The organism is Sporomusaceae bacterium ACPt, assembly GCA_041428575.1.
GTDB lineage: Bacteria > Bacillota > Negativicutes > Sporomusales > Sporomusaceae > Sporomusa_D > Sporomusa_D carbonis.
On record CP155570.1, the window covers coordinates 3,538,842 to 3,552,421 of the forward strand.

11 protein-coding genes are annotated in these 13,580 nt (G+C 45.6%); all 11 read right to left on the minus strand.

Annotation, left to right across the window (positions count from 1 at the left end):
- Positions 1-16 precede the first annotated feature (16 nt).
- The 11 genes from SCACP_RS18200 to SCACP_RS18250 all read right to left on the minus strand — a co-directional run bounded on the left by SCACP_RS18200 (position 17) and on the right by SCACP_RS18250 (position 13,517).
- Positions 17-775 carry an HpcH/HpaI aldolase family protein gene (locus tag SCACP_RS18200; RefSeq protein ID WP_425058918.1) on the minus strand — a complete coding sequence of 253 codons (759 nt, stop codon included), beginning with the start codon at positions 773-775 and terminating at the stop codon, positions 17-19.
- A gap of 65 nt (positions 776-840) precedes the next feature.
- On the minus strand, positions 841-2,112 hold the full coding sequence (locus tag SCACP_RS18205; RefSeq protein WP_425058919.1) for a lactate racemase domain-containing protein: 1,272 nt from the start codon (positions 2,110-2,112) through the stop codon (positions 841-843).
- Between the two features lie 642 nt (positions 2,113-2,754).
- Entirely contained in the window at positions 2,755-3,711 is a 957-nt protein-coding gene (locus SCACP_RS18210; protein WP_425058920.1) for a hypothetical protein, read from the minus strand.
- Entirely contained in the window at positions 3,675-4,073 is a 399-nt protein-coding gene (locus SCACP_RS18215) for a hypothetical protein (RefSeq protein WP_425058921.1), read from the minus strand. Before SCACP_RS18215 ends, SCACP_RS18210 begins: the two co-directional genes overlap by 37 nt.
- A gap of 54 nt (positions 4,074-4,127) precedes the next feature.
- Positions 4,128-4,583 carry a hypothetical protein gene (locus tag SCACP_RS18220; RefSeq protein ID WP_425058922.1) on the minus strand — a complete coding sequence of 152 codons (456 nt, stop codon included), beginning with the start codon at positions 4,581-4,583 and terminating at the stop codon, positions 4,128-4,130.
- Positions 4,584-4,895: 312 nt separating this feature from the next.
- The gene (locus SCACP_RS18225; protein WP_425058923.1) at positions 4,896-5,666 is read right to left on the minus strand and encodes an IclR family transcriptional regulator; all 771 of its coding nucleotides are present in this window, start codon (positions 5,664-5,666) and stop codon (positions 4,896-4,898) included.
- A gap of 309 nt (positions 5,667-5,975) precedes the next feature.
- Positions 5,976-7,139 (minus strand): UxaA family hydrolase, encoded by a 1,164-nt coding sequence (locus SCACP_RS18230; protein WP_425058924.1) that lies wholly within the window; start codon positions 7,137-7,139, stop codon positions 5,976-5,978.
- Positions 7,140-7,208: 69 nt separating this feature from the next.
- Positions 7,209-7,514: a UxaA family hydrolase gene (locus tag SCACP_RS18235; RefSeq protein ID WP_425058925.1), complete on the minus strand. Its 306-nt coding sequence runs from the start codon at positions 7,512-7,514 to the stop codon at positions 7,209-7,211.
- Positions 7,515-7,753: 239 nt separating this feature from the next.
- On the minus strand, positions 7,754-9,637 hold the full coding sequence (locus SCACP_RS18240) for a sigma 54-interacting transcriptional regulator (protein WP_425058926.1): 1,884 nt from the start codon (positions 9,635-9,637) through the stop codon (positions 7,754-7,756).
- Between the two features lie 271 nt (positions 9,638-9,908).
- Positions 9,909-12,101 (minus strand): DctP family TRAP transporter solute-binding subunit, encoded by a 2,193-nt coding sequence (locus SCACP_RS18245; protein ID WP_425058927.1) that lies wholly within the window; start codon positions 12,099-12,101, stop codon positions 9,909-9,911.
- A 144-nt stretch (positions 12,102-12,245) separates the two neighbouring features.
- Positions 12,246-13,517 carry a lactate racemase domain-containing protein gene (locus SCACP_RS18250; RefSeq protein ID WP_425058928.1) on the minus strand — a complete coding sequence of 424 codons (1,272 nt, stop codon included), beginning with the start codon at positions 13,515-13,517 and terminating at the stop codon, positions 12,246-12,248.
- Positions 13,518-13,580: the final 63 nt, after the last annotated feature.

Here is a 13,580-nt window from a genome sequence, read left to right on the forward strand (position 1 = left end):
CCTCCCTGTATACTCCCTATGCTTCTTTAAAAGCTTTTACAGTATTGCTGAAGGCCTGGTACAACAATCCGACATCGGCGGCAAGGGAAATATATTGAATCCCCCACTTTTTCCACTTGACCGCAGTTTCCACATCATCAACAAAAAAACCAATGGCTACGCCGGCCTCGCTCGCTAATTTCATGTTTTTCTGCATCTCTTCCACGAGAGCCGGATGATCAACTTGCCCGGGGATACCTAAAGAAGCCGAAAGGTCATACGGACCAATAAACAGTACATCAATTCCTTCCACTGTAAGAATCTCGGGTAAGTTATCAATCCCTTCCTTGCCTTCAACTTGAAGAATTACGGCAGTTTCCTTATTTGAGTTGCCAAAATAGGAGAATTTGTCGCGGGCAGAGTAACCTGCCGCTCTGACATACCGGTTGCAGCCCCGTGCCCCCTCGGGTGAAAACTTGGCTGCTTTAACAGCCGCTAATGCCTCGGCTTTGCTGCCGATCTGAGGAACTTGCACTCCTTCTGCCCCAATGTCCAGAGCTTTGGCAATAAGTTCCGGCTGGTTACCGTAAACCCTGACTACCGGACTTACGCCCGCAAGCTTGGCAGCCCGCACCATATCAACAGCACGGTCAGACGACAATTCCCCATGTTCTGTATCAATGATGGCAAAATCAAATCCCGCTAAACCCGCAATTTCAAGGACGGCCGGGTGACAAAGGTTGACAAAGGGTCCGAAAACCTGTTCCCCGTTTTTGAGTCTGTCTTTTAACAGCATCCTACTACACTCCCATCTGCTCTACATTTAGTCCCCACTTAACTTATTACACCGTAAATGAACAGCTAACCAATAAGATTGCCTTCGGCATCAAATTGCATTACGGCAGGCTGGCTGCAAATTTCAATGGCCGGATTGGCTTTGGCTTCGTCAAGCATGGCTTCCGATATATATATTTCACCTAAATGAAGCGTGTCCTTAATTCTTACCACTCTGGCTTTCGATATATCACGGGCGTTGCATGTTTTGACAGCTGCTAAAATTGCTTCCCGGTCAGAATTCATAATAATGGGAATCCGGGCAGGAACGGCAATAGTGGAAGTCAAACAATTGGCATAAGTACTATCGTAATCAATTTTGTTAAACAGCTTGCGGGTAGTAAAATCGGCAGCCCCCATTCCATTGGCATTGCCGTGCGTCTGGGGAGTCAAATCAAGTACAACCAGTTTGGTAACATCAGGCCCGCCGCTGGCATACGGAGTTGGATACCGTCCGGTGATATTGGGGTCCATGCCGTCACCGGAAATTTCCTTGCCGATCCGGTCAACAATAAGTACATCCATTTGATCGAACAGAATTCTCGGCATTCTCGCCTTGGCTTCAACAAGTAACTGCTGATCAACTTCAATAATTTTCTCCGCCGGTACGGCAACAATTTTCGCTACCTTGTCATAGGCGTTCTCAACCGTACCGATACCGAACAAAAACCGGGCGCGTTCAATTTTGATTTTGGCCATTTCCACAACATGTTCGGCCATATATTTAAAGCTGTAGGCATGACAGGAATCGGCGCCTTTTTGTTTCCCCAGCCCGATGGTAATCATTTTGGCCAGGCCGCTTTCACAAGGCCCACGATAGGCCGTGTGCGGCTTAACCCGATTGATTACAACAATACCGTCTGCTTCATAAGCATTTTTGTCAATTAATACCGCAAGCCCGTTGGGCAGCTTGCCAACTTCCACCACATCCATGGACGATACAATCGGACAACCAACATTTTCTTCAGTTACCCCTAAATCAGCTAAAACCTGCTTCTGACCTGCTGCAGTCGCACCGCCGTGGCTGCCCATCCCCGGTACCACGAAAGGCTTACCGCCCCGTTTTTTTATTTCTTCCACTGTCACCCGGGTTATCGTCGGAATTTCCGCTACCCCCCGGCTGCCCACAGCAATTGCGATGCGCATTCCCGGTCGGATGCGGTCACCAATTCCCTCTTTGCCAAACTCCTGCTGTAAAACTCCTGCCAGATCGCCAACTTCCGGTGCTTCAAAGGTTTGACGAACCTTAACCATTCGCGGCATCGGCACATTCATCAACAATTCTTGGATAACACCCATAATGAGCACCTCCCCCTGTACTTCTAACATTCGACCTTTTAAACATGCGATAATTGAATTATTCCTACCGGCCCATTCCCCCTCCTTTGCCAACGCGACCAATTCAATGCAAATTCTTGAATTTGGCCCGTATTGTAATCTACTTCTTTAAATTTCTCCGCCTAAAATCCGTGTAGCAAGATAGGCGGTAGGTGATTTTCGTTTGTTCGCATAACAGAACGATATTCAATATAACGAACAAGATACATTTACCGCATAAAGTCTATAGCGGTACAACACTATTCAGGTTCTGGATAAACTAATATGTAATTTTTTATCAGTCACAAAAAACGAATAAATTCTTAGTGTCTTCACATACAAGAACCGGGTTCATGTTTATGAACAGACAAAATGCTTTGTTTATTTCTTTAGTTACTAATATACTCCATCAACTCATTTTTTCCTGCTAAATTCAAAAATATTTAACTAATTTATTTTATTTTTTCTAAAGCAATACTAATTCAAATTCCCGACTACTACTACAGTAGGCAACAATATTCACTTGTCTCTCCAGGTTAAGCCCCACTTGGCGAGCCCGTTACAACGCCTATAGGGAAAGGAGGTAATGCCTTTATTAACCTTGCACTACCTCCCTGCTTCTACTTAAAAAAGACCGAATTGTTGGCCAATTGACAGGAAGGCCATAGTAAGCAGGAATATGCCTGATAAAATTGTAGCGTATTTGACCGCCGGTCTCATCCGGTACTCGGGCGGCAGCATTTTGCTTTCCGTCCACACTTGGGCCAAAGCCCACAAGCCACACCCGAGAGAGCCGCCTAAAATACCACCAATGGTCAGTATTGTTACAACATTGAATCCAAGCCAGTTATAGGCAAGACCAACGGCAACTATATAGACGTAAACATATTTGACAACCCCTTGACGTCCCCGGTCCCTTACCCATTTGAAAGCAGGAGCAAAAGATTCATAAGTTGTAGAGGGATAGAGCTCAATGATGCTATATAGCGTACCCCACAAGGCGCACCACACACCGAGATAGTACAGGTAAAGCAGTGACGGATGAAGTTCCGTGAGGAACTTGGACTGGTACTCAAAGAGTTTTAGTCCGGCAGGGACAAGTTGTTGGGTATGCAGCATAGAAGCGCCTAACGCTGTAAAAGCAACGGTGATTAGCAGAAGTGCGCCGAAGCTGACGATAGTGTCAACCTGGCCAGCCTTCAGCCAGGTCATGGCTTTGTTTACTTCTTCCTTTTCCGTCGGCAGGGCAAGCGGCTTATCACCACTGCTGGCAAGAACTTTTGCTTCCACCTCTTTAAAATTCGGCAGCCCCAGAACACCCCAACCCTTATTGCGGTATAAACCGATATAACCGATGTAATCGTAAGTACCGCCGCCAATGGCGCCGACATAGGCCACCATTTCAAGCCAGATCGGCCGGCTGGCCACATCCGGATATTTAGCAGCAACCCACGGCTCATAGACAGGCAAGTTAGGAATCAGACCAAGGATAACTTTACCCCACTCGGGATTAGACGCAAACAAGGCAATAATGGTTGTCAGGGTCATAGTAATAACAATAGCTGTTTGAGTTTTTTCCACCCAGCCGTAGCCGCCGGCGACGGGAAGCTGGCTACAGCAAGCAGGCCCATCAAAACAGGAAACCAATTTTTCGGCCCGGGGAAGATCTGGCCCCACCGGGCAACCGGGTGCTCACCGGTAAGGACCATGTACCGCACCCCGGAATATGACATGAAACCTTTGGCCAGCGCACCGAATACCAGGCACCAGAGCACGCCGTAGCCAAATATTGCTGCGCCGCGCGGCGCAAAAAACACCTCACCACTGCCCACCGTTGCCGACGCCAGAATAAAGCCCGGCCCCATGAAGGCTAATAACCCTTTCCAGCCTATTGTAAGGTTGCGGTCCGGTTCCGGATACTTAAACAATTTGTCGTTATCCAATATCAATCCCTCCTGTATTATTTGAATGAGTGCCTGATCATAAAACCTTCCCCCTCAATCCCTCCCTTCCTGTTGAAGTCCAATCTCGATAAGACGAACGGCTTGGCGGCATCTTGCGCAGGCATAGCCGGCATATCCGGCTAACAGTACAACTACAATGATAAAAACAGAGGGAGCGAAAACTGCCATTAGTACCGTAAATACCCAGCCCAAACCAGCAACCCATTGCCACCCCTTTTGCAGACGCCGGTAATAGGCCTGCATGGCTGCGAGTTCTTCTCTGACAGCGGAAGTGTCAAGCGGGACAGATTGAGCAGCCGTTCGGTTACCAACCTTAGGCAATGTTACTAACTTTCTTCCGTAATAGAATGCTAAAAGCAAAAACAGTGATGAAACAAAGAAATTATCCTGAGCAAAGGTTGTCGCCGCTAAAGCCAGGAAACCAGCCACAGCTAAACCTTGAGCAGCCACCAAACTGCGGGGTTTCTCCCTAACCGCTGCTACCCACATTTAAATCAACTCCTATGCTTATTTGCAGTATTAAGCAGAGCCATTATACATGCTATAAGTACATGTTCACAGTAATTTGTTCATTATATCGAACATTGTTCTTTATTTTGAACATACTAAGCAATCCTTACTTACAAATACTTACCAAGTCATTAGTATCAATTTTAAAAATTATTAGTTAATTTCATATATAAGAACTTCGTTCTTATATATGAATAAAACATTACTTCATGATTTTTATATTTTTGTATTCTCCATCAACCCCAATTTTTCCTGCACGGTATTGCAATATTTGATATTTTTTTTGTTTTCTTACAATTTCCCCAGCCGCATCGATACATTAACCGCCGCTAAACGTACCTTATTACGCACTTCATTCATAAATTCGTCAGTAACCCGCATTACAGGAATGGTTACACTCATGGCGGCAATCATTTTATGAGTCTTATCATAGATAGGCGCAGCCACACAAATACCGCCCGGAATGATTTCCTGATTGTCAATCGCGTAGCCTTGTTTGGCAATTTCTTGTAGTTCTTCCACTAATTTTTCATACGTAACTACCGTTTTCTCTGTATAACGCTCAAGTTCCACATTTCCCAAACGTGATTTTAGTTCCTCTTCACTAAGCGATGACAACAACATCTTGCCGACGGCAGTAGCATGTGCAGGAATTCTGAAACCTATGGTTGTTACCACACTTAAATCTTTCACTCCCTCACATTTTGCAATATAAACGGCAAAACGCCCTTCTAATATAGCGGCATGGGCAGTTTCCCCCAATTCATTGCTCAGGTTTTTAGTTCCCTGCCAGATTTCCCGCGATATGTTAGTGTTGTTCATACACGAAGCGCTTAATTGAATTAACTTTAATCCCGGATAATACACTCTCATATCGGGATCAAATTGGATGTAATCACGGTTTGTTAAATCCTGGAGCAAATAGGATAACGAGCTTTTGGGAATATCCAAATACTCTTGTATGCCGGTAAACGTAGGAGGCTTAGGGCTTTTTACAATAAATTCAATGATATCAAGTGTGCGCGATGCCGATTTTACCATTGTTGGTTTACCATTACTCATAAGTCTTTCGCTCCTGTCCATAACATAATAGGCTTTAACATACAGCAAGTATCATAATTAAATACTATTGCTTGTTTAAATATGTTTGATTCGACGGGATTTTTTTTTTTCCTGTCAGCCCATGCACTAACCACCGATTCTTGCTCGGCCATTTCTTGGGATTGGTAAGACCGCCCGCCAGAAACAGGCAGGACAGCAAGCGATAAGAAAAAGAATATCGTACAGATCTCTGGTTCGACCTGTACGATATCAATTCAATTAGCATTACTAAATTTATTCACTATAATAGTTATTTAACCGGTCTACATTTTACAGAGTCGGGCCTATACGCTGAATACCAAAGTCATTGTGCCCAAGAATTTCGGCCTTAGTCAACTTTCCGGAAGCCACCCGCACCATTTCCTCTAAAATGCGGCGCCCTACCTGTTGTATCGTTTCTTCACCGTCAACGATTGTGCCGGCGTTGATATCGATATTATCTTTCATTTTGTTGTACATAGCGGTATTTGACGCAACTTTTATCGTTGGGACAATGGCTGAGCCGGTAGGTGTTCCCCTCCCTGTGGTAAAGACGCAAATATGGCAGCCGCCTGCGGCCATCCCGGTTAATTGCTCAATATCGTTGCCCGGTGTGTCCATATAAATAAGTCCTTTTTTCGTAATCTTCTCGGCGTAGCCAATAACATCCACGAGCGGCCTGGTTCCACCCTTGTAGACACAGCCCAGTGATTTTTCCTCTATGGATGACAACCCGCCTTCAATATTGCCCGGAGTTGGATTACCGCCACGCATATCGACCCCAATGGCATTGGCAGAATCCTCGAAAGCTTTTATGGTTGCATAACAGCGGTTGGCTACATCTTCATTAATAGCTCTGCGGGCAATAATATGTTCTGCACCAATAAGTTCGGGGGTTTCAGATAAAATAGACGTCCCGCCGGCATCAATCAAAAGGTCACTGGCTTCACCCAAAGCCGGATTAGCCGAGAGTCCTGAACAAGCGTCAGACCCGCCGCATTCTGTGCCCAAAATCAATTCCGATATATCAATGGGTTCACGCGAAAGCAGCGATGCTTGTTCAACCATTTTGTGGGCCTCAATGGCTCCTTCGGTAATCGCCTTGTACGATCCCCCAGCATCCTGAATAATGACACAATGAACCGGTTTGTACGGGCACTGTTTTTTTATTTCTGCTGCCACATCCTGGGCCCGTACTACTTCACAGCCTAAGCCAACTACTACCACTCCAAAAACATTGGGGTTAGTGCCGTGGCCAATAAATACCCGGGCAGTTTGAGCTGCGTCCGGTGCAAGCTGGGAACAGCCATGCTGATGTTCAACCCAGACCGTTCCTTTCACATTCTGGGAAATTCCCCTGGCTACCTGGTTTGCACACACTACAGTAGGTATAACCAAAACATGATTTCTAATCCCCACCGAACCGTCCGGGCGGCGATATCCCATAAATTCCATCAGTAATTCACTCCTGTTGTTATTATTAAGTAGTCAATCAAACTAAGTCCCGAGTTTTTTTATCGAAAATTATTTATTCTCCTTTTCCAAATCACCGCGGCCGCGTAAGCCTCCCAAATTATGCACATGGGTATGCTGTCCCGGGCGTATATCTACCGTGGCCGCACCGATAGCCTCGCCATATTTTATAATTTTCTCACCTGCGGCAATATCCCGGATAGCGACCTTATGACCAAAGGGAATTTTCTCAGTAACATGAATATTAATCATCTTGCCGTCCACGCTCACCACGATATCGGTTCCTGCCGCAATCTCTTGAGTCGCTGTAGCCACATTATCAATTGGTTTCATTACAAGTGCTTTAGGCTTACTCATTCCTATTTTCTCCTCCCAATATAATAATAGATATGACTTTCATAACAGTGATACATTCTCAGCTTTACAAGCAAGCTGTCTTAACCATCTCCTTTTACAGAACTTACAGTACATCCAGATAAATTGCAATTTTCATGCCAAACATAAAAATATAGCAATTATAACGTTTTAATACAAAGTAAAGCACGAATTGTTACATTTTGCAACAATTCGTGCTTTACAATTTGTTCACATTTTATTCAATTCATTTTTTCCCATTCTTTCATTTTGCGCCACAGAGTTGTACGGCTCACGCCCAGGCGTTTGGCAGCCCGGGTATAGTTGTATTTCTCTTCCAACAATATTTCGTCAATTTTTTGTTTCTCCCATACATCAAGACTATCGCTGGTCCGGCCGGATTCAGAATCAGCTAAAAACTCACAGCCGGCAAGCTCCTGACGGACATCCTCTGCTTCAATCATGGATTCCCTGACTAACAAAGCCAAACGTTTCACAACATTTTCCAGTTCCCTTATATTGCCATACCAAGGGTATCTCTGCATTAGCCAAATAGCCTCATCGGTAAGACCTATTTTCTTACCTGAATACTTTTTCACAAAATGCCGTACTAATTCAGGTATATCTTCCCGTCGTTCCCTTAGCGGCGGAATATGCAACCGGAGAACATCTAAGCGATAGTACAAGTCAGCCCGGAATTCTTTCTTTTCTACTAACTTCATTAACTCCTGATTGGTCGCGGACAAGACGCGCACATCAATGGGAATGACTTTATCGCCACCCAGCCGCATCACTTCTTTCTCCTGTAAAACCCGGAGAAGCCTTGCCTGCAACGCCAGTGGAATCTCGCCAATTTCGTCTAAAAAAATCGTACCGCCGTGAGCAAGTTCAAACAGGCCCGGTTTCCCTCCTTTTTTGGCACCGGTAAATGCCCCTTCTTCATAACCAAACAATTCACTCTCCAATAAATTTTCCGGTAGAGCTGCGCAATTTACCGCGACAAAAGGACCATTTTTTCTGTTGCTTAAATTATGGATACTTTGCGCCATCAGTTCCTTGCCGGTTCCTGATTCTCCGGTAATCAACACGGTCGTGTCAGTGGCGGAATATTGCCGGGCACGCTCCTTAACCAACTCTAATGCCCGAGAAGATCCGATCAGTTGCTCCAGATGAAATTTGGCCACAAGGCCCTTTTTATTTAGCTTTTGCCGGACAACTTGCTCAAAACGCTGCAGTTGGGTAACATCTTGAAGATTGGCAATCGCTCCGACTACCTCCCCATTGAGTTTGATGGGAATGCGTTTAATGGCATACACCCGGTCGCCAATGAGTTTAACATCTTCGTTATCGCATTTGTCACCGGTTAGGCATCCTCTCAATTTGTCGTCAGGGACAAGTTCGCCAATGTATTTTCCCACCGCACTGGAACTAGGAATCTGAAAAATTTGTTCGGCAGTTGGATTAAAGGTCGTCACATGCCCTTTGCTGTCAATAGCGACAATGCCCTCAGCAGAAGAATCGATGATGGTACGGAAAAGTTCAGCCTTCTCTCGTTCCTTGCGGCGGACACCGGCCAGGCAAACTGCCTCATGGACGGCTTTGGCCACAGCATCAGTACCTGATTCAATCGGGTATACCTTCAGCCCTTGCTGCTTAAGCAAATTTACCGAAGACGCATCCCCCAGAAATGTTTCAATTCCATCCCGGATTGCTCCATTAATGATTTCCTGCCGGACTAATTCATTTTCGATAAAATATTCCCGCATTGGGATACCGATCATATTTCCCAGCTTCTCACATTCAAACAAAAGCCGTCTTGTAAAGACTACACCTACCACACCTGAAATAGTATTAATACATTGCAGTGCCTGAAGAATATCAAACACGGTAACTTGTATTTCCACAACGGGAATCTGGATATGACTCGCAATATAGGAAGCAGTCCCGCCACGACTGATGATAACCTCAGCACCTCGTTCAACGGCACGATACGCCTGTTCCAGCCCGGCTTCCAAGTCCCCATGGACAATATCAAAATCCGCTTGCCAATTAAACTTCGGGTTCGCCAAAACTTCGTGAGCAGTATGTGCAATACTTTCGAGTGGTGCTATAATCGCAATTCTCATACATTACCTTCTTTCCCACGATCACTCACAGGCAATTGCATCAAATGTACAATTACATATTACCCATATACATGCAAAAACACAATATTACCGGCATAAGAAAAGACTTGGCCAAACGCCAAGTCTAACACCGTCTTTTTTTCTTATTTTACCAGTGATTGTTGAGATAATGTTACTTTATCTTCTACCTCAGATGAGTACTGACTTGAGCTGCAGCTACGGAATGACTAATTCGGAAGATTTACCAATAACCTCTGGTGACAGACCGCCCTTACCGTTTATTAATGATGGACATTAGCTCATCCATTAATTTGGCGTCCACTTCATTTTTGAATTTATCAAATACCGGTTGGACGGCTTGCTGAATCCGTTTCAATTCCCCATCTTCTATCCTGGATATCCGCATCCCTTTACTTTCCAGATCACCAAGCAATTGCTGCTCAAGCTTACGGTTATATTCCGTTATGTATAGCGCGCTTTCTCTGGCAGCTTGTGCAATAACCTGTTTATCGGCATCATTTAGATTATCCCAAAAGCTCGTTGAACACATCATGATAAACGGCGTATAAACATGGTGAGATATTGTTAAATACTTTTGCACTTCGTAAAAATTACTGCTGATAATTGTAGACAGCGGGTTTTCCTGACCGTCAACAACCTGCCGGCTTAAGGCAGAATACAGCTCACCGAACACCATCGGCACCGGCTCAGCTCCTAATAGTCTAAAAGTTTCCATGTGAATGGGATTAACCATGGTCCTGATTTTCAGTCCCTGAAAGTCTTCCAGTTTACTAATCTCCCGCCGCGAATTGGTCAGGTCACGGAACCCGTTTTCCACAAACGCCAGGCCGTGTAGTCCGTATTTATCCAAAACGTCAAGCATACTTTTTCCAAACGGACTTTCCAGCACCCGGTCCACCACTTGCTCATCCTTCAGCAGAAACGGGAAATCGAATAGCATTAATTCCTTGGCGATGGCCGCCACCGGTGTGGAGGAAATAAGCGTCATATCCAGGCTGCCATTTCGCAGCTTGTCCAAAATTTCGGCGTCATCACCCAATTGGGAGCTGTGAAAAATTTTCACATCAAAACAGCCATCGGTTTGTCGGGCAAGCAGATCGGCAAACTTTTTCATTGCGATATAAGCCGGCGAGGTTTCTGACAGCCCCAGAGCAACCCGGATCATACGTTTACCTGACAAGCTAAAATGTAATAAGCTTTGATGCAACTCACCAGCCAAGCGGGACAGTATCCGGGAATTATCCGCAATTTCTTCAATGGTTGCATTTACTTGCTGCGTACCGGCTGCAGTAGTCTGCGTAGCCGCGATGGATTGTTGAGAAACGCTGGCAACTTGATGGACCGCTTCACGCAGGCTAACAGTGAAATTAGTCTGTTCACGGGTATAGTGGACAACATCCGCAATCTCTTTACGGGTAATATCAACATGGTTTGCTATATTACCAAAACTGGAACCGGCTTGGTACATAGTTTCCACGCCTGAACTCATACCATGGGAAGTATTGCGGAATACTTCCACGATTTTATCCATATCTGATAGCATCTGTTCAACAATCATGCTAATTTGTTTTGCCGATTCCTGAGATTGTTCAGCCAATTTGCGGACTTCATTAGCAACTACCGCAAATCCTTTCCCTTGTTCTCCGGCCCGGGCAGCCTCAATTGCCGCATTTAGAGCCAGCAAGTTGGTCTGATTGGTGATATTCTCAATCATAGCCAAAATATCCCGTACCTGGTATGATTTTTCCGATAAACGCTCAACCATGACCGCATTGGTCTGAGTAGTGGCAGCAATTTCATTAATTACCCGGGTCGCATGTTCAATCGCTTGCCTGCCGCTGGCGGAAGAATTACTGATTTCATCGGCACTTTGCGAAACCACCTGCATCCGGTCCGCAGTTGTCTGCACAAGTTCTGACATTTTATCTGCCTGCGCAGCCGTTTCCTGGGCCATACTGCCAATTTGTTGTGATCCTTCCGCGATCTCATTTGTACTCTGAGATATCTCACCGACAACCCGCTTGGTTTCGTAAGTTAAAGCAGCAAGCCCCAAACTGCCGGTTGATAATTTTTCCGCTTCAGCAAATATGGTACTCACCGTTTCACGCAAACCAGCTATCGTGCTGTTAAATGCCGCCGCCAGCTTTCCTAATTCATCGTCATCGGTGTAATCAATCTGAATATTAAGGTCTCCCCCCCGTAAACGCGACATTGCCGTTGTCAGCAGACTTACCGGACGTAATATTACTGACGCTCCGAACCAGATAATGGCAGCACTAATAGCTTGGATTACCGCCACAATCCCCAAAACGTACAGAGCAATTGTCTCGAAATCGCTTGCCCCGCCGGACTGACTAAAATGAAGCGCACCTGCGCCGGCTACTAAATTAGATATAATACCAATTCCTACACTAAGGATCAAAAACTTAGCCTTTATACTCATACTAAGCCCCCTTTTTGCTAATATACTGTAAAATTACATTCCGCACCGGAGATTAAAATAAAGCAGCCCCGCTGACGACACAAGCGGGGGCATTTTATGCAGCACATTGTTAGACCCGGATTATCGCTATTGACTGTCCGGCTTCTATTTAATGAGATTGCCGTCTGAGTCAAATAATAGATCTTGAGGGTCACCACAGATTTCAATGTTAGGATTATTGCGGGCATCCTCGAGCATAGATTCTGACACATAAATATCACCAAGATGCAACGTGTCTTTGATTCTGACAACCCTGGCTTTACTTATATCCCGCGCGCAACACGTTTTAATAGCCGCTAAAATGGCATCACGGTCAGATTCCATAACTACCGGCACTTTTACCGGCAGCGGCACGGTAGACGTTAATGCGTTGGCATAGGTGCTCGGCCAATCAATTTTATTAAACAGCCGGCGTGTTGTGTAATCACCTTCACCCATACCGTTTGCATTGCCATGTGTGGCTTCAGTCAGGTCAAGCGCTACTACTTTGCCAATCTCAGGGCCACCATAGGCATAAGGTGTAGGATATCTGCCCGTAATATTGGGGTCCATACCATCGCCGGAAATATCCTTGCCTATTTGCTCTACAATTAACACATCAATGTTATCAAACATGATCCGGGGCATGTTTGCCTTGGCTTCCACCAGCAGCTTTTTATCTGTTTCAATGAGTTCTGCCGCCGGTACAGCAACAATTTTTGCCACCTTGTCATAGGCATTTTCCACTGTTGCAATTCCAAAAAGAATATTGGAACGGGCGATTTTAACCTCCGCCATGGCAATAACGTTAGCAGCCATATGCTTAAAACCGTACGCATGGCAAGAGTCTGCTCCCTTTTGCTTACCCAGCCCGATAGAAAGCATCTTAGCCAGGCCGCTTTCGCAGGGACCGCGATATGCGGTATGGGGTTTGACACGGTTAATGACAATGATTCCATCCGCTTCATGAGCCGTTTTATCGATAAGTACGGCAAGCCCGTTGTCTAAGCGTCCTATTTCAACGACTTCCATTGATGAAATAATGGGGCAACCCACCACATCTTCCGTTACGCCCAGACCTTCCAGTATATGCCTTTGGCCTTCCGCCGTCGCCCCGCCGTGACTGCCCATAGCGGGAACAATGAAGGGTATCGCACCTCTGCTTTTGACCTCTTCCACTACTACTTTAGTGATCGTCGGGATCTTGGCCACGCCACGGCTGCCGACAGCTATGGCAATATGCATGCCAGGTTTAATACGCTCGCCAACATTCGGTTTGGCTATCTCAGCCCGTAGGGTTTCAGATAAATTGTCAACTTCCGGATCGGGAAAAATTTGACGGATTTTGACCATCCTGGGCAAGGGTACGCCTTTGAGCAATTCTTGAATTATGTCCATGTTTAACCCTCCTGCTAACTCCGATTGGCTCGGTTACATCCACACTGCATTCCTGACCCTGAT